This window comes from Allomuricauda sp. CAU 1633 (assembly GCF_017313225.1).
GTDB lineage: Bacteria > Bacteroidota > Bacteroidia > Flavobacteriales > Flavobacteriaceae > Flagellimonas.
The window spans coordinates 247,788-265,733 of sequence record NZ_JAFLNE010000003.1 but is presented as its reverse complement, the minus strand read 5'-3'; the positions used below and the strand labels follow the sequence as shown (position 1 = coordinate 265,733).

The 17,946-nt window shown below is 41.8% G+C and carries 11 protein-coding genes; 5 read left to right on the top strand and 6 right to left on the bottom strand.

Annotation, left to right across the window (positions count from 1 at the left end; translation table 11 throughout):
* Positions 1–144: 144 nt before the first annotated feature.
* From J0X14_RS10660 to J0X14_RS10640, 5 genes are all read left to right on the top strand, one after another.
* Positions 145–4,089, top strand: coding sequence for a hypothetical protein (locus tag J0X14_RS10660; protein WP_207097764.1), 3,945 nt, complete (start codon positions 145–147; stop codon positions 4,087–4,089).
* An 80-nt stretch (positions 4,090–4,169) separates the two neighbouring features.
* Positions 4,170–5,147: a pyruvate dehydrogenase complex E1 component subunit beta gene (locus J0X14_RS10655; RefSeq protein ID WP_207097763.1), complete on the top strand. Its 978-nt coding sequence runs from the start codon at positions 4,170–4,172 to the stop codon at positions 5,145–5,147.
* Between the two features lie 156 nt (positions 5,148–5,303).
* Positions 5,304–7,799 (top strand): DUF5686 and carboxypeptidase-like regulatory domain-containing protein, encoded by a 2,496-nt coding sequence (locus J0X14_RS10650; protein WP_207097762.1) that lies wholly within the window; start codon positions 5,304–5,306, stop codon positions 7,797–7,799.
* Positions 7,800–7,873: 74 nt separating this feature from the next.
* Positions 7,874–8,401 (top strand): inorganic diphosphatase, encoded by a 528-nt coding sequence (locus J0X14_RS10645; protein ID WP_207097761.1) that lies wholly within the window; start codon positions 7,874–7,876, stop codon positions 8,399–8,401.
* 114 nt (positions 8,402–8,515) lie between these two features.
* Positions 8,516–10,918 (top strand): sodium-translocating pyrophosphatase, encoded by a 2,403-nt coding sequence (locus J0X14_RS10640; RefSeq protein WP_207097760.1) that lies wholly within the window; start codon positions 8,516–8,518, stop codon positions 10,916–10,918.
* A 61-nt stretch (positions 10,919–10,979) separates the two neighbouring features.
* Here the strand turns inward: J0X14_RS10640 and J0X14_RS10635 are convergent, their stop codons facing one another.
* The 6 genes from J0X14_RS10635 to J0X14_RS10610 form a co-directional block, all read right to left on the bottom strand.
* On the bottom strand, positions 10,980–13,094 hold the full coding sequence (locus J0X14_RS10635; protein WP_242527997.1) for a pyrroloquinoline quinone-dependent dehydrogenase: 2,115 nt from the start codon (positions 13,092–13,094) through the stop codon (positions 10,980–10,982).
* A gap of 160 nt (positions 13,095–13,254) precedes the next feature.
* Positions 13,255–13,968: an energy transducer TonB gene (locus J0X14_RS10630; RefSeq protein WP_207097759.1), complete on the bottom strand. Its 714-nt coding sequence runs from the start codon at positions 13,966–13,968 to the stop codon at positions 13,255–13,257.
* Between the two features lie 146 nt (positions 13,969–14,114).
* Complete coding sequence (locus J0X14_RS10625) at positions 14,115–14,804, bottom strand: DUF6090 family protein (protein ID WP_207097758.1); 690 nt, start codon at positions 14,802–14,804, stop codon at positions 14,115–14,117.
* Between the two features lie 6 nt (positions 14,805–14,810).
* Positions 14,811–16,079, bottom strand: a complete 1,269-nt coding sequence (locus J0X14_RS10620; RefSeq protein WP_207097757.1) for a serine hydrolase domain-containing protein — start codon at positions 16,077–16,079, stop codon at positions 14,811–14,813.
* An 18-nt stretch (positions 16,080–16,097) separates the two neighbouring features.
* Positions 16,098–17,138: a zinc-dependent alcohol dehydrogenase family protein gene (locus tag J0X14_RS10615; protein WP_207097756.1), complete on the bottom strand. Its 1,041-nt coding sequence runs from the start codon at positions 17,136–17,138 to the stop codon at positions 16,098–16,100.
* A gap of 101 nt (positions 17,139–17,239) precedes the next feature.
* Positions 17,240–17,857: a deoxynucleoside kinase gene (locus J0X14_RS10610; protein ID WP_207097755.1), complete on the bottom strand. Its 618-nt coding sequence runs from the start codon at positions 17,855–17,857 to the stop codon at positions 17,240–17,242.
* Positions 17,858–17,946 lie beyond the last annotated feature (89 nt).

Below are 17,946 nucleotides of genomic sequence, written 5' to 3'. Positions count from 1 at the left end.
GCATAATAAATTTTTAGAAGGAATATTTGTTAAAATAATGAACCGTTTATCGGATATTTCTGTATTTCAAGGGAAATCGATTTAAATCGTGGCCAACAAGGATTTACTTTAGAATATATGCAAGATGTTAAATTTTAAAAGGTTATGTGGGATCTTTCTTCAGTGTCCAAGGAGTACCAATGGGTCAAGTTCAATGACCCTGAAATGGAAAACAAGGTTATCAGGTTTGCCAAGTTTAATTGTAGGAGCCTTTTTAGAATTGCAAGGGAGGAGGTAAGGCATATTAGTTATTCATCAGATTCGGATTTTCTCTTGGTGCATTTAACAGATGGGGATAAGAATCTGTATGGTTTTTACAATTTTAAATCTCCCAAGTTCTACCCGCTCATTGGGGAACATTCCAGAATTTTCTCACTGATTTCTTTTTTGTCAGAAAATGATATTGCTAAACTCGTTGATGATTTAAAAGTTTCGTATGAATCCTATTTGGAGTCTGAAACGCATAAAAAGGAGGTTTTTTATCTGAATGGCATAAACATCGTGGTGGATAACTTTCTTCCTACGCAGCACTGGGAACTTTTTCAGGAAAATGAAGCGCACTACACAGATGTCATTGGGTATTTAAAAGAGCGATACGTTGATGTCTTAAAGGATACTGATGATGAAGATATAGAGTTGTGGCGGACCGAGTTGGGCTTTTCAAACACCTACCAATTAATGGAGGTAAACTTTTACAAGAAAAGGGAGGGGAGGAACAATCGTTTTTATTTACTGTTTGACTTTAACTGGGCGGACCCTTTTAATTTTAGATCTTCATTTGTAGACGGCAGTTCTGGGTATATCCATGATATTTGGCATGAGCAAAGCCAAGCAGTTGACAAAGATTTTTCATTGGACAGTCCTATTAAGATTATGGAATATCTCAGGTTTTTCTGTTGGGCTGTTGAAGGAGATGAAGGGCATTTTATTCTACCTACCCAAGATGAAATGCCGTGGGCAAAAGTTCCGGATAAATACTCACTTGGAATAGATTTTTACAGAAAGCTCATTCGTACGGGTGAGGTAAAAGAAAAGGAGGACTCTGGTGTAACCAAAGCCATTATTGAGGATATAAGTGTGGTTTATGGTACTGCTTTATTTACCGCCGCCTTTGAAGTTGATGTTGAAAATGGGACTTTGGAAATGGTGGATGACGAACCTGTCGCCGCCGATTTGCCTTTTGAAATACCATTTTTTAAACGGTTGATTCCAGTTGGGGACGATGAATTTCAAAAGATATTGGAAAATATCAGGAGTGGTGGAGGAAATAAGAATCTTGGTACTGAAGAAGACGTCGATGACAAAAATGATGATGCCAAGCCAAAAAAGGGAGAGGTAGTAACATGGGATGCGAAAGAAAATGATTTAAAAAAAGTATTTGGAGACAAGGAATGCTTAAATGCGCATGATACCATTAAGGTGCTTGAAACTGAAAATATCCTTGAAGACACTTGTGTTAATGAAAGGGTATTTATTAATGATTTTTTGAAGCAACCTAAACCAGTTGAGATCAGGAACTGCGTTTTTGAGGGTGAGGTACGTTTTATTGGAGAGGAACATTTTGGCAGGTTTGAATTTACCAATTGTGTTTTTAAAAAAGTAGTGCATGCCAATGGTGTGGGTATAAAAAGCACATTGAACTTTATGGATTGCATATTCAAAGGGGGAATGAATGACGAGTCCATTAATGGGGAGGAGGTTTCGGTGGATTTTCACAATTTCAGGAGCGAAAGCGATCTTATTTTCGAGAACTGCCACTTTTTTGGAAACGCCACGATGTCCAATATGGGTATATATGGTGATTTGATTTTTGCGGGTTGTTCGTTTTCTACTATGAAAGATAGACTTCCCATGATTTACTCTTTGGATAAGGTCTATGAGCCAACAGAGCAACAAGGAAGATTTCGATTGAGGAACCAAAAACAAATAGATGATGCCTTTTCAAAACTTGTATTGACCCAGTCCAACATAAATGGAAGTCTTAAGATTCATGGTACACAATTAGCTGATAGAAGAATTTTGTGTTCAGTTTTTGCTGGGAGAATAGAAGCATCGGGTATAGAGGTCAATGGAGAAATGGAAGTGTACCATTGCTTTGTAAACTACTATGCAGATTTTTCCTCCTCGGATTTCAAAAAATCCGTAAGCTTTGTAAAACATGGTGTTCAGTTATGTTTGGTTACTAAAAGCTGGCAATCTCAAGTAAATTCTGTTCAAACCAAGATTCTAGGTCAGCTTACCTTTCAGAACAGTAATATTAAAGGTTCTCTTAATTTATCTTATCTCGAAACCGAAAATGAGATTAACCTATATGGGGCCTTTGTAGATACCTATGTGCTTGTTTTTGGTTTGAGATGTAATCAAATGAACCTGAATTTTTCAGAAATAAAGGGAGGACTCTTTGCGTATAGAATGGATTTTTCCATGCTTATATGCCACAGTTTGTATGTAAAAAAGAATATTTGGCTCTCATCTGCCAAGATAAACAAGATACGGCTTGAAGCCATCATGGTGAATGGAATGATAATTGCCAAGACAGGGGAATTTAATGAAGTAACTATATCCATGGGATGGGGTCCTGATACGGAAAACCTTAAGATCAAACCAGATTTTAGCCGGGTAAAGAAAATAGACTTTAAATCGGTTCATATAAAAGGGGATGTTGACCTATCCGGGGTAAATTCCAAAGAAGGGGTACATATTGGCAATTCAAGTATTGGTGGAAACCTCTTGTTTTTTAATGAGCGCCAATTTGATACCATGAACAACTTGTACATAGATAACAGGGAAGTGTTGGAAGTAGGCACATTCTCAAAAATGGACAAGCAGTATATTAAGACTAAGAAAAGATATGATGAAAACAAGAACGAGGAATACGAAAAGGAAGAAATAGACTTTTATATATGGCTCCAACACAATAAGTTCAAGTCGAGGATAGGAGAATTTTCTGTACAACGCAAGGAGGGAAACCTAGAGCTGAATGCCCTGAACATATCTGGTAGATTGGATTTAAGGAATCTTGAAGTCGACGGCGGAATTCAATTGGATAACAGTATAGTTGCTCAGGACTTGGATATTAGTGGAATCTTGAAAAATCAGAAAGTCCAGTATAGTCTTGGAGTGTTGGATGGACTGGGAACAAGTTGCAAGGAAATTTCCATGAGGAACATCCAGGTGGGCAGGGACGTTTTAATGTTTGGTGCTAAAACAGGTAATGATTTTTTGGCAAGTGGCGCCAACATCGTCGGGGGATTATTTTTGGTAGCTGATGATAAGGGACGCTACGTGGAAATGGATTTAAAGAAAAAGCCAAAATACCTGGCAATAATTGAGGGAAATTTTGATGTATCTGTATCGGAGATAAAAGAACTGAGCTTTACTGATGACAACTTTTTAACGAGTAGCAGTAGTATAAACTTGGAACGAACAAGTGTGGATAAATTTAGGATTATAGACCCAACTCCACAGGGAATTAATCTTACGGGGGTCAAGGTGAACCAATGGGATTTTGGCAAAGGCAATGGAAATTCATCAGCAGAAGAATATACAAATGTTCTTGATAAAATGTTTCCCTTTGATAAACAAGTATATATAGATATCGAGAAAAGCTTTAGAAATAGGAGCGAAGATGAGGATGCTAATGAGATTTATATCAAGATGAGGGAGAAGGAAAAGAATGAGAACAAGAGCAACAAATCATGGAAATGGTATGAAAAAGGTTGGGATTTTGTCTATAAAATTACCACCGAATACGGAACCAACTTTGGTAGGCTATTGGTCCTGTGGTTAGGATTGGTGCTGGCCCTCGCATCTTTTTTACGTGGATTTGAGGCGTTGCATTATGCATCAGGGAAAACCCTTAATTTTTGGGAAAGCCTCTTATATGCCTTCCAGTGTTGTATTCCTTTGTTTGAGTTAGAGGTCGTTTATGACATAAGAGTTAATGATCTTTGGTGGAAATATGCCGTTTTTGGATGCACCATTCTTAGTTATATTATGCTTTCCATAGCCTTATTTGGTTTTTCTACAAGGGTAAGTCGAACAAAATAATAAAATGGGGATTGCTTTTGGCATTATAATTTTATCCAAAAATTTTTATTACCTATTTTTGACTCCCATAATTTAAAAAAATGAAAACACTACAGTTTAGGGAAGCCATTGCAGAGGCAATGTCTGAAGAAATGCGAAGGGACGATACCATTTATTTGATGGGAGAGGAAGTGGCCGAATACAACGGCGCCTACAAAGCTTCAAAAGGAATGTTGGATGAATTTGGACCCGAACGCGTTTTGGATACGCCTATTTCTGAATTGGGTTTTGCCGGAATTGGTGTAGGTTCTGCCATGAACGGTAACCGACCCATCATAGAATTTATGACCTTTAACTTCTCCTTGGTGGGCATAGACCAGATTATCAACAATGCGGCAAAAATTAGGCAGATGTCCGCTGGTCAGTTTCCATGTCCCATTGTCTTTAGGGGGCCAACGGCTTCTGCGGGACAATTGGCAGCGACACACTCCCAGGCTTTTGAAAGTTGGTACGCCAACTGTCCTGGATTAAAGGTGGTGGTGCCTTCCAATCCTGCTGATGCGAAAGGGTTGTTGAAATCAGCCATTCGTGATGACGACCCCGTTATTTTCATGGAATCTGAGCAGATGTACGGTGATAAAGGTGAAGTGCCCGAGGGAGAGTATACCATTCCATTGGGTGTGGCCGATATTAAAAGAGAAGGTACTGATGTGACTATTGTTTCCTTCGGAAAAATCATTAAAGAAGCCTACACTGCTGCTGACGAATTGGCGAAGGAAGGAATCAGTTGTGAAATCATCGATTTGCGAACCGTGCGTCCTATGGATCATGATGCCATCCTTAACTCAGTAAAGAAAACCAATAGAATGGTGATTTTGGAAGAGGCTTGGCCTTTTGGCAACGTGGCCACTGAAATTATCTACCATGTTCAAGACAAAGCATTCGATTATTTGGACGCGCCCATCGTAAAACTCAACACAGCAGATACTCCCGCGCCCTATTCTCCGGTTCTTTTGGCCGAGTGGTTGCCCAATCACGAAGATGTAATCAAAGCTGTTAAAAAGGTTTTATATAAATAAACTTGGTTATATTTGTAAGGTATTTGGGCCTCATCGACTTTCGTTGATGGGGCTTTTTTAAGGAAACAGCTTTTGATAAAAAATTACTTTTAGTCAAATTAATCGAAGTAAAACTGAAAGGCCTTATGGTTTTTCACATGTCCCATATATCAAAACATGAAAAGATTCCTTACCGTATTCTTTTTCCTGTCTTTTTTGGCTGTTTCTGCCCAAACCAAGGTTGGGGGCATTGTTTTGGATGAATCAGGAGATCCCATTGCCTTTGCCAATATCATTTTTAAAAACTCATCCGAAGGTACCATCACCAACGATAATGGTCGCTTTTACCTAGAATCTGATGAAACTTACGATACCGTAACGGTTTCCTTTATTGGTTATGAAACCAAGGAATTGACCTTAGCAGAGAAGGTGAATTATGGTATGGAAATCGTATTGGTCGAGTCTACTGAGCAATTAAAGGAAGTAGTGGTATACACGGGGAAACAATCCAAAAAGGACAATCCTGCCATAGACATACTCCGGAAAATTTGGGCAAAGAAACGGGAGAACGGAGTGCGCATGTTCAGGCAATATGAGTACGATAAATACGAAAAAATAGAGTTTGACCTCAATACCATCGATAGTGCTTTGATCCAAAGTAAATTGTTCAAAGGCCTTGAATTTATGTTTGATGATTTGGATACTTCACGCATTACCGGGAAAACCTACCTTCCCTTTTTCTTAAATGAAAATTTTTCCAAAGTTTATGGAGATAACACCATAGAAAAGGAAAAAGAGGATATACTGGGAAACAAAAGCTCAGGTTTTGAAGGCAATCAGGCCATAACCGCTTTTGTGGAAGACCTTTATTCCGACTACAACATCTACGATAATTACCTTCGCTTTTTTGACAAAAGTTTTACCAGTCCACTTTCCAAAACCGGGATTGATACTTATAACTATGTCCTTTCGGACAGTACTTTTATTGACAACAAATGGTGCTACAACATCATCTATTATCCTAGACGGAAGAACGAACTCACCTTTAAAGGAGATTTTTGGGTGAACGATACCACCTTTGCCATCAAGAAAATTAACATGCAGGTCACCAAAAGTGCCAATATCAACTGGGTAAAGGAAATCTATATTGAGCAGGATTTTGAGGTGGTCAATGATTCGGTCTTTTTGTTGAAGCGGGACTATATGTTAAGCGATTTTGCTTTTTCCAAAAAGGAAAAATCGCGTGGAGTGTATGGAAAACGTACCACGGTTTTCGATAATTACAAGTTCAACACCAACCATCCCGAAACATTTTACAAGTCGGAATCCGACCCGTATGACCCAAGAGTGTTTGCTCGGGACAGTACGTTTTGGAAAAATGCCCGCCTGGAAACCCTTAATGATGATGAATCCGGGATTTTTAAATTGCTCGATACCCTAAAAACGGTTCCCAAGTTCCGTACCTACTATGACATTGTCAGTATTTTGGGTTCAGGCTATATTGAGATTGACAAGTGGAATATTGATCTTGGTGACATCTACAGCTCCTTTGGATTCAATGATGCCGAAGGCATTCGCTTGCGAGGCGGCGCAAGGACCTATTTTGGCCAGAACGACCCTTGGCGTTTGGAAGGTTATATGGCTTACGGTTTTGATGATCGAAAGTTCAAACACGGATTTTCAGGCAAGTTTTTGCTGGATAGAAAGACGAGGCTCATTATCCAGGGAGGAAATAGAAGGGATATTGAACAATTGGGGCTGAGTCTGACCAGTACGTATGATGTTCTGGGTAGAAGTATTGCCTCCTCTTCTCTGGTGACTGTGGGTTCCAATGATCGATTGACCAACATCAACCTATCCACTTTTGGTGTTGAAATGGAACCGGTCAAGAATTTTAGAGTCATTTTTGGGGGGTCTTTTAGAACATTGAGCTCGGCCCTTCCAGAAGCTTTCAGCCTGGATTATGTGGATTTGGAGTCCCCGACCGGGATAGCATCGGAAGTAAAACAATTTGACCTCAGTACAGCTTTGATCTACACGCCTGGAAAGAGGACAATAGGATACGGTGTGGAACGTGTAAACATCAATGATGATCACAGCACTCTTGTGTTAAACTACACCAAAGGTATACGTGGTTTTTTGGAAAGTGATTTTGACTATGAGCGCATTCAGTTTTCCTATCGCCAACCCTGGGAAATAGGTGGATTTGGAAGATTGACCAGTAGCGTGGAACTGGGAAAGACCTTTGGTGAGGTGCCTTTAGGCCTTTTAAGCGTTATTCCGGGGAACCAGACGCTGTTTTCCCTTTACAATACTTTCCCAAATCTGGATTTCTATGAATTTGTCACCGATACTTACGCCACGGTGCACTTGGAACATAACTTTAATGGAAGGCTGTTTTCGAGAATTCCACTGCTACGTAAACTTAATCTCAGGGAAATAGTTGGGCTACGTGGGGCTTGGGGGCAACTTTCCGATGAAAATATTGCACTCAGTTCTCCTACCAATATCCCTTTAAGGGCTCCCGAAGACCAAGTATATTGGGAGTATTCCTTTGGAGTGGGGAATATCTTTAAGATTTTCCGGATAGATTTCAACTTTAGGGGTAACTACTTGGATAATCCCGATGCCCGACCATTCGGAATCACAGGAAGCTTCGGATTTAATTTTTAATTAAAGGAAAAACACCAATTTCCTTACCCTTTTCCAGTAATACGGGCTATTTTTGCAAAAACAAAACTTCAAAAATGTCCAAAAAAGAACCCGTTACTTTCGATGTATTGATTGAAATTCCAAAAGGTAGCCGAAACAAGTACGAATACGATTTTACCCTACATAAGATCAGGTTTGATCGAACCCTCTTTTCTTCCATGATGTATCCCGGTGATTATGGCTTTGTGCCAGAGACTTTAGCTTTGGATCATGACCCATTGGATGTTTTGGTATTAGGAACTGAACCCACATACCCTATGGTGGTGATGGAGGTGAAACCCGTGGGGGTTTTCCACATGACAGATGAGAAAGGGCCAGATGAAAAATTGATTTGTGTGCCCGTATCGGATCCTATTTGGAGCAAAAGAGATGATATCAGCGAATTAAACCCGCATAGATTAAAAGAAATAGAGCACTTTTTTCAAGTGTACAAAGACCTGGAAAAGAAGAAGGTTGATACCGGAGGTTGGGGCGATGTCAATGAGGCCATAGCCATTTATCATGAATGTGTAAAACGCTATGAGGAAAGTGAGCACAAAAAGAAACGAACCTATACTATATAGATAACACAGACGTGGAATTTATGCGCTTTTAATAATCAAAAGCGCATTTTTTTTATTACTTCGTATTTTACTACATTAGCTGCCATTAAAAAAAATCTTAAATAACTACAAACTATGGATTTAATTGTGAAATTTTTGCCCGCATTTGGTATCCTGGGCTTACTGTACGTGTTTGTGAAGAACGTATGGGTCTCAAAACAGGAAGTTGGGGACGATAAAATGGCAAGAATCGCCAAGAACATTGCAGATGGGGCAATGTCATTTCTAAAAGCGGAATATAAAATATTGAGCATATTCGTCATCGCCGTAGCCGTTTTGTTGTTCTTCAAAGGGAGTAACGAAGCAGGTTCGAACGGTATGGTGGCCGTCTCCTTTATTGTTGGGGCCATTTGTTCAGCTTTGGCAGGTTTCATCGGAATGAAAGTAGCTACAAAAGCTAATGTTCGAACCACAAATGCTGCCCGTACTTCTCTAGGTAAGGCCTTGGAAGTGGCTTTTGCCGGCGGTGCTGTAATGGGTCTTGGTGTTGTAGGTCTTGGAGTTCTTGGTTTAAGTGGACTTTTTATGATATACAGCGGACAAGGCTGGGAACTTGGTGAAGTATTGAATGTACTTTCCGGTTTTTCCTTGGGTGCATCATCCATAGCCCTTTTTGCCCGTGTGGGTGGGGGTATCTATACCAAAGCTGCAGATGTTGGCGCAGACCTTGTAGGTAAGGTGGAAGCTGGTATTCCTGAAGATCACCCGTTGAATCCTGCTACCATTGCAGATAACGTTGGGGATAACGTTGGGGATGTTGCCGGTATGGGTGCTGACCTTTTTGAATCCTATGTGGGATCCATTATTGGTACCATGGTATTGGGTGCTGTTTTTGCTGGGTTGCCAGAGTTTCAAGCTGCCTTTGATGGTTTAGGTGCCGTATACTTGCCTTTGGCATTGGCTGCCATTGGAATTGTAATGTCGATTATTGGAACATTCTTTGTGAAAGTGAAAGATGGAGGAAATCCACAGACCGCTTTGAACATTGGTGAGTTTGGTTCAGCTGGACTCATGTTGGTTGCTTCTTATTTTATTATAAATGCCATGTTGCCCGAATCTTGGGTGGAGGCTGGAAAGGAATATTCTGCCATGGGTGTTTTCTGGGCTACCATTGCCGGACTAGTAGCCGGATTGTTGGTAGGTAAGGTCACTGAATATTATACAGGAACAGGAAAAAAACCGGTTAACTCAATTGTGCGTCAGTCAGAAACGGGTTCTGCTACAAATATCATTGCTGGTTTGGGTGTGGGTATGATGTCTACTGCTATTCCTATTATATTGATTGCTGCCGCGATTTTGGTATCACATCATTTTGCAGGTCTATATGGAATCGCCATTGCAGCCGTGGGTATGTTGGCCAATACAGGAATCCAGTTGGCCGTTGATGCCTATGGACCTATTTCCGATAATGCTGGTGGAATCGCCGAGATGGCTGAACTGCCCAGTGAAGTTCGTGAGCGTACCGATAAATTGGATGCTGTAGGAAACACCACTGCCGCCATTGGTAAAGGATTTGCGATTGCTTCTGCCGCGTTAACGGCCTTAGCGTTATTTGCTGCTTTTATGAAGACTGCTGGTGTTCAATCCATCGATGTGTCACAACCCGATATTATGGCCGGACTTTTGATTGGAGGTATGCTTCCTTTCGTATTCTCTGCACTTTCAATGAATGCTGTAGGAAGAGCGGCTATGGCCATGATTGAAGAAGTTCGTCGACAGTTTCGGGATATTCCTCAACTCAAAGCAGCTTTGGAAGTGATGCGTAAATACGATTCCGATATTTCCAAGGCTTCCGAAGCGGATAGAAAAATATTTGATGCTGCCGATGGTGTTGCTGAGTACGAAAAATGTGTAGCCATATCCACACAAGCATCCATCAAGGAAATGGTATTGCCAGGTTTATTGGCGATTGCTGTTCCTGTTGCCATTGGTTTTATCGGTGGTGCTGAAATGTTGGGTGGTTTATTGGCTGGTGTCACCACGGCTGGTGTGTTGATGGCCATTTTCCAATCCAATGCCGGTGGTGCATGGGATAACGCGAAAAAGACTATCGAGAGTGAAGGTCGTAAAGGTTCCGATGCCCACAAAGCTGCTGTAGTAGGTGATACGGTTGGTGATCCTTTTAAGGACACTTCTGGTCCTTCCCTAAATATTTTGTTGAAGTTGATGTCCGTTGTGGCCTTGGTCATCGCGCCAAGTTTGGTGAGCATGTCATCAGGAGATGAATTGAGCATGGTTAAGGAAAATGGAAACGTCATCACCATTTCTGAGGAGGGCATGAAGGAAACCAAGACCATCGAGAAAAAGTTTACGGTGGAAATCAGTAACACGGCTGAGGGAGCTTACAAAGCAATCGTAACTTCAAGCTATGAGGATGGTGGAGAGGTTATGGATGAAGTAAAAGAGTTTGAAGCCGGTTCCAAAGAAGAATTGGAGCAAATGATCCAACAATATAAAAGTGCTAAGGCAAAGAATTAGCGCTCGCTTTTAAAAATCAAAAGCTGAAAAAACCACGCCTTGGCGTGGTTTTTTTATGCGGTTAATCTTCCAGTGCGAAGGCAACAATTTGATCTCCCGGTTTTGTGCCCAGTTTTTCACCACCGCAGGCCACAGCGATATACTGTTTTCCATTGACCTCATACATGGTAGGTGTAGCAAAGGCGGGAGCGGGCAATTTGTATTGCCAAAGCAGTTCTCCGGTTTGCTTGTCAAAAGCCCTTAAATGCCCGTCTATGGTAGCAGCAATGAACAATAATCCATTTTCGGTGATCACGGGACCTCCATAGTTCTGTGTTCCTGTTATGGGGTCACCCTCTGCTCGGGCTTCGGGTATATCACCCAAAGTAATGGACCATAAAAAGTCGCCAGTATTTAAGTCTATGGCATGTAGGGTACCCCATGGTGGACTTATCGCGGGATAGCCTTTGCTATCCTGAAATCGCGTGTAGCCCTTGAACTTATAGGGAAGTGGGTAGGCTTCAGAAGCATCTTGGGTGACCATCTCGCTTTTTTCATCAAAAAGAAATTGGAGCAACGCCTCTTTTTCATCTTCGGGAATTTGTGGAAATCCGGTCATCATGCCTTTTCCGTTGGCAATCAACTCAGAAACTTCCGTTTTGGTCTTAGAATCTTTGATGTTGATGAGAGAAGGATACCCACTAGCCGCCATTCCTTTTCGGTCTTTCTGGTGGCAAATCACACAGTAACGATTATACACCAGTTCTCCCAAAGGGGCTTCTTCGGTAACCATTTCGTTTTCCACCATCTGCAAGTACCAGGGAATTTCATTGGAATTGACATAAATGATGCCATCCTCTGGGTCGGCACCAGCACCTCCCCATTCAGCGGCACCATCAAGCCCCGGAAAAAGCACATTGGTTGCAAGGCTGGGAGGTGCAAATTCCCGTCTATCCATATTGCGGATAATTTCTTGAAGCTCCTCTTTATTTTCCGCATACGGACTTACATCAGCTTCTGTTAAATCCTTGGCCAATCTGGCAAAGGGCTTTGGTTTTACGGGAATAGGTTGGGTAGGCCATGCTTCTTCGCCATCCAAAGTGGAAGCTGGAACGGGAACTTCTTCAATATCAAACAGCGGTTCTCCGGTAGCACGATTAAAAACATAGACGTAACCTTGTTTGGTGACTTGGGCGACTGCTTTAATTTTCTTTCCGTCTCGTTCTACCGTGATGAGGTTGGGTGGGGCAGGAAGGTCTCGGTCCCAAACATCATGGTGAATCAACTGAAAATGCCAAATGCGTTCCCCGGTTTCGGCATTTAAGGCCAACAACGTATTGGCAAACAGGTTGGAGCCATTCCGTAATCCACCGTAAAAATCCGGTGATGCGGAACCTGTGGGGATGTAAACAATCCCAGTTTCTTCATCGAGCGACATTCCGGACCAGTTGTTGGCCGCCCCAACGATATCTCTTTGGTAGGCGTCTTTATTTTCCCAAGTATCGTATCCTTCTTCATCGGGATGCGGAATGGTGTGAAAAACCCATTCAACTGTTCCAGTGATAATATTAAAGGCCATGATATTGCCCGGAGCAGAACCCACATCTTCCCCAACGCGAACCGGCATAATGATTAAATCCTTATACACGGTTCCAGGCGTATTGGAAATCAAAAACTTGTTTTTTGCAGAATCGGGCATCCCTGAATGAAGGTCTATTTTTCCATTTTCGCCGAAAGACGAAATGGGTTTGCCCGTCAAAGCATTTATGGCATACAAATTGGGCCCTGCTGTGTATAAAATTCGTTTGTCCTCTCCTTTGGACCAGTACGAAACACCCCTGCTAGTAGATAAATTTAGGCGAAGGGAATCTCCAAAACGCCATAACTCTTTTCCAGTTCCTGCATGAATGGCCACAGCTCGAAGGGCAGCCGTTACCCCATACATCATGGTATCGATCACAATAGGGTTCATTTGCATTTGACCACTGTCCTTGGCCGAATAGGACCATGCCATTTTCAGGTTCTTTACATTCTCCTTATTGATTTGTGATAAGGTGGAGTAATGGTTTCGGTCCGGGCCACCCAGATAGGATGACCAAGTGGTATAGTCTTTTTTTACTTGTTCTTTTGAGGGCTGACAAGCTAAAAAAAATAGGCCTAGGGGCAGCATAAAAAGGATAAATCGGAGTGTTTTCAAGTTAGTTTGGTTTAAAATGTAGTGCCCTCTAAACTACTAAAAATAGCCAAACGATGGAAAAGTCTTCTTGTTTTGGAGAGTTCATGGTCAGTTCGAGCGCAGTCGAGAACCTATTAAGTAGTATGCGTTTCCATGCATCTCGACTGCGCTCGATGTGACTTTAATGCAATTTAAATGTTATAGGAATGGAAAAAGGCACTTTTACTGGATTGCCACGTTGCTTTCCTGGGGTCATTTTTGGGAGTTTGGATATAATTCTGGCCGCTTCTTTTTCCAAAATTTCATGGGGTCCTCGCATTTGTACATCACCGATGCTACCGTCCTTTTGAATGGTGAAAATGATGTTGACCCGACCCTGCAACCCCATTTCTTGGGCAGGTTCAGGGTATCGGAAGTGTTTTTGAATGTGTTTTTGCATCATCTGCTGAAAACAGGCTTTCTTCTCATCTTCATTGGAGATGACCTCACATCCTGGAAAAACAGGAGCATTTTCAATGCTTATCCATGGCACTATTTCAGGCTCATCCGTCTCGGCGACTTCGATACTTTCAAGGGGTGTAATTTCGGTATCCTCATTGCTTTCGGTAGATTCAATGACTGTTTCAACCACTTCTTCATCATCTTTGGCAATTTCAATTGCTGGTGGTGCTTGAATTTTTGGTGGTGGGGTTGGTAGTTTCTGAAAAGTCAGGGGTACTTCCTCGATAAGTTCATCCTGAATTTTTAGGCCTGCATTGTCCCATGCATCTGTTGAATAATACGTTTTCCATTCCAAGGCTAAGTAGGCTAGGAGCAATATCACAGCCATCCCAATAAAAAAATAAAGGGTGTTGTTTCGTTTCAATTCCAGATTTGGATTTTTCTTGAGTTCCATAATTTTCAAATTTTTGGCCGCAATGGGCGGAGTTATTATTTGAAAACTACGTTGAAAATCAACCGAATGAAACCCATAATTAGGGAACGGGTGGTTTGGGTGAGGGAATGGAAGAAAATATCTGATACTTACACATGAAAGTGTAGCTAACTCTTCAATCGAGTAATTTCAGCATTGAGGTTTTCCCGTAGGGAAATCCCTTTTTGTTTTAAGTTTTCATAAAGGCTCAACATATAACTGTCCGTTACAAGCGCCCAATAAATCGTTTGTTTAAACTCGAAATCGTTCATCAATTTTTCATAATCCAAGGGAACAGGTTTGTGGTTGATAAACTCAAAATTAAGCATCAACGTAGGTTTTATATAATCTTGAAAATGCTGGTAATGTTCTTTTTCGGAAGATTGGATTTTCTCATATTCAAAATCATAATACAACGAAATCTCTAGTCGGATGCTATCGTTGGCAATAATTTCCATACCTCTGGATTTTAAGGTTTCATAAGGGCCTGAATTGGAGAAAAAAATACTGGTTCCCATAAAGAATGGTAATCTTTTCTCAAGCTCTTCGGTAAGGGGAATGTCCTTCTCCATATGTTCCATAAGAAGGCTATATAATTTCACCCTTTGGGTGAACCCGAATATATTTTCCTCGATATCTTCCAAATCTTGGTTAACAGCGTTGGCGACTTCCTGCAGCGAGCGGATTTCAATTTTTTGGGATTTCTGGGATTCGTTCCAGTTATTGAACCAAATTGCCGCGGTGATACCAATGAAAATCAGTAGAATCTCTCCAAGTGCATATTTCCAGCTGATTTTTTTAAATACTTTTCTGATCATAATGCCTTAATCGGTCAATGCCTGATAAACTAGAGCTCTTAGTTTTCCATGATCATCAATATTTCTGGCCGGAATCAATTGGGTGAAATATACCACTAGCATTTCCTCTTTGGGGTCGGCCCAATAAGTGGAATGGTAGGCACCACCCCAAGCAAATTCACCTTCAGAACCCAAGGTGCCACGAAGTCCCAAGTCTTCTACGGTAGAAAAGCCTAATCCAAAACCTTGCCCTTCATTAAGCGGAAAAGGGAGATGATTGGTAGTCATCAATTCTACGGTTTTGCGAGAAATAATACGATTCCCATTGAACTCACCTTTGTTGAGCATCATTTGTAAAAATTTGGCATAGTCCATGGCCGTACTCAAAAAACCTGCACCTCCGGAGAAGCTTTTTCTTGGTCCGTCCACATAAGCGCCTTGGCCCACCATACCACCGGGATTTGGAGCACGCTCCAACCCGTTTTCCGTGGTAGAGTATACCGTAGCCAAACGTTCTCTTTTGTCTTGGGGAAGATAAAAATGGGTATCGGTCATGCCAATAGGGTCAAGGATGTTCTTTTTCAAGAAAACATCCAAGGGTTCTCCTGAAGCCACTTCAATTAAGGCTCCCAAAATATCGGTGTTGTAGCCATACACAAATTTTTCTCTGGGCTGCGATTCAAATGGAAGTGCTGCCATTCGGTTTACCGTAGCCTGAATAGGTTCGTCCCGATCCGCAAAATACCAACCTTGGATTTTGGCTTCTTCCCATAAATCTTTGGCAATTCCACCGCCATAGGCAACCCCAGAGGTATGGGTAAGCAAATCACGAATGGTAATGGGTCTGTCGGCATCAACAATGTCATAGGAACCATCATCTTTTGCAACCGCCACTTTGGTTTTCATAAAGGCCGGTATATATTTCCCTACGGGGTCGGTAATCAGCAATTTGCCCCTTTCTTGAAGAATCATCACGCCAACACTCACAATGGCCTTGGTCTGTGAGGCAATCCGGAAAATGGAATTTTTCGCCATGGGTGTGTTACTTTCCATGTCGCTCTTTCCAAAGGATTCAAAATAGGCCACTTTACCTTTTCGGGCAACAAGAGCAACAGCTCCTGATAGTTTTCCATCATCCACATAATCTTGAAAGGTTTCGGTAAGCACATTAAGTCGTTCCGAAGATAGGCCCACTTCTTCCGAGGGAACTTGGGTCAATTGCTGCGCAGAAAGGTTGATGTGAACAAAAAATACAATTGCAAGTAATGGTAGTTTGTTGAAATGTTTTGTTTTCATGTGGTTGGTTTTGTTGATTTAAAATGAGTTGATGACCAGTACACCTTTATTTTCAAAGTTATGCATATTTGGAAGCGCAGTGATGGCATCTTCCAAAGTGATGGTACGTTCTATGAGTTTGTGAGGGTTGAGTTTCCCTGTTCGAATCATTTCCAGCATTTCTGGATATTTAAAGGCTTGCATACCGTGGCTTCCGAGGACTTCCAGTTCATTGGAAATCACCATATCCATAGGAACTTTAGGATGTTTGTGGTCTCCGGTCATTAATCCCACTTGAATATGCTTGCCCCGTTTTTTAAGATTGGCAATGGAGTTGAAACAGGTGGTTGGATTTCCTAACGCATCAAGCGATACATGTGCGCCACCATGGGTCAATGCTTTGACCTCGGCCACAACATCCGCACTTTTTTGGGCATTAACGGTGTCCACAGCTCCCAGTTCTTTCGCGAGGGATAAGGTATCATCATTGATGTCAACGGCAATAACATGTGCTCCCAATGCATTTGCAATCATAATGGCCGAAAGCCCAACCCCTCCGCAGCCATGCACGGCCACATATTGCCCACCGGTTACTTTTCCTTGTTCCACAACAGCCCTAAATGCAGTGATAAATCGGCAACCTAAAATAGCCGCGGTTTCATAGGTGATTTCGTTAGGAATTTTGACCAAATTGGTGTCTGCATAATCTAGAGCCACATATTCTGCAAAGGAACCCCAGTGCGTAAAACCGGGTTGCGATTGATGGTCACACACTTGGTGGTTGCCCGATTTGCATTCGCCACAAGTGCCACATCCGCAGACAAAGGGTACAGTAACGCGGTCACCAATGTTAAAGTTTGCAACATTTTTTCCGATGGCTGCTACAGTGCCCGCCAATTCATGACCGGGGACATGAGGTAGTTTAATGTCGGGGTCATGCCCCATCCACCCATGCCAATCGCTCAGGCAAAGTCCGGTAGCTTCCACTTTTACCACCACGCCATAATCGCTGGGCGTAGGGTCTGGCACAGATTGAATACTCAATACACCTTCAAAGTTTTCGTACACTAAAGCTTTCATGAATTTTTGACTACTGGGAATTTCATACAGCAATTAAATATACCGATATCCACCGAATTATGATGGGAAAAGGGCGAAGGGTGGAAGTTTTGGTTTGAATTTTACTCAAACAACCCGTGAATCTCAGCATCAATACGATTGATTACTTTGCCCAAATCTTCGGGTTCATCCACAAAATTAAGGTTGTCCACTTCAAAGATGAGCAACTTGCCCTTTTCGTAGGTGTTGGCCCAAGCTTCGTAGCGTTCGTTCAAGCGGCTGAGGTAGTCAATGGAAATGGAATTTTCATAATCCCGCCCGCGCTTATGGATTTGGTTGACCAAATTGGGAATGGAACTACGCAGATAGATTAAAAGATCGGGTGGTTGAACCAAACTTTCCATTAGCTCAAACAGCCCTTTGTAATTTTCGTAATCGCGGTTGGTCATCAACCCCATGGCATGCAGGTTGGGGGCAAAAATGTGGGCATCTTCATAAATGGTCCGATCTTGGATTACATTTTTTCCCGTTTCCCTAATTTTTAGAATTTGGCGATAGCGGCTGTTTAAAAAGTAGATTTGCAGGTTAAAACTCCAACGTGCCATTTGCGTGTAGAAATCATCCAAATACGGATTGTCCACCACATCTTCAAAATGGGCTTCCCATTTATAATGCTTTGCCAATAAGTTGGTAAGGGTGGTCTTTCCGGCGCCAATGTTTCCTGCTACCGCAATATGCATAGGGTGTTAGTGTTTTAAGGTTGGTGTTTAATGATTAGGCTAACGCAAGCCGCAATATACAAAGTATAATCAGTCAAAGAAAAAAAACT

Excerpts from the sequence above, each read along its gene's own strand:
- J0X14_RS10645 (WP_207097761.1), top strand. The coding sequence starts at position 7,874 with ATGTCCAAAAAAGAACCCGTTACTTTCGATGTATTGATTGAAATTCCA.
- J0X14_RS10630 (WP_207097759.1), bottom strand. The coding sequence starts at position 13,968 with ATGGAACTCAAGAAAAATCCAAATCTGGAATTGAAACGAAACAACACC.
- J0X14_RS10655 (WP_207097763.1), top strand. The coding sequence starts at position 4,170 with ATGAAAACACTACAGTTTAGGGAAGCCATTGCAGAGGCAATGTCTGAA.
- J0X14_RS10615 (WP_207097756.1), bottom strand. The coding sequence starts at position 17,138 with ATGAAAGCTTTAGTGTACGAAAACTTTGAAGGTGTATTGAGTATTCAA.
- J0X14_RS10620 (WP_207097757.1), bottom strand. The coding sequence starts at position 16,079 with ATGAAAACAAAACATTTCAACAAACTACCATTACTTGCAATTGTATTT.
- J0X14_RS10660 (WP_207097764.1), top strand. The coding sequence starts at position 145 with ATGTGGGATCTTTCTTCAGTGTCCAAGGAGTACCAATGGGTCAAGTTC.
- J0X14_RS10650 (WP_207097762.1), top strand. The coding sequence starts at position 5,304 with ATGAAAAGATTCCTTACCGTATTCTTTTTCCTGTCTTTTTTGGCTGTT.
- J0X14_RS10640 (WP_207097760.1), top strand. The coding sequence starts at position 8,516 with ATGGATTTAATTGTGAAATTTTTGCCCGCATTTGGTATCCTGGGCTTA.
- J0X14_RS10610 (WP_207097755.1), bottom strand. The coding sequence starts at position 17,857 with ATGCATATTGCGGTAGCAGGAAACATTGGCGCCGGAAAGACCACCCTT.
- J0X14_RS10625 (WP_207097758.1), bottom strand. The coding sequence starts at position 14,804 with ATGATCAGAAAAGTATTTAAAAAAATCAGCTGGAAATATGCACTTGGA.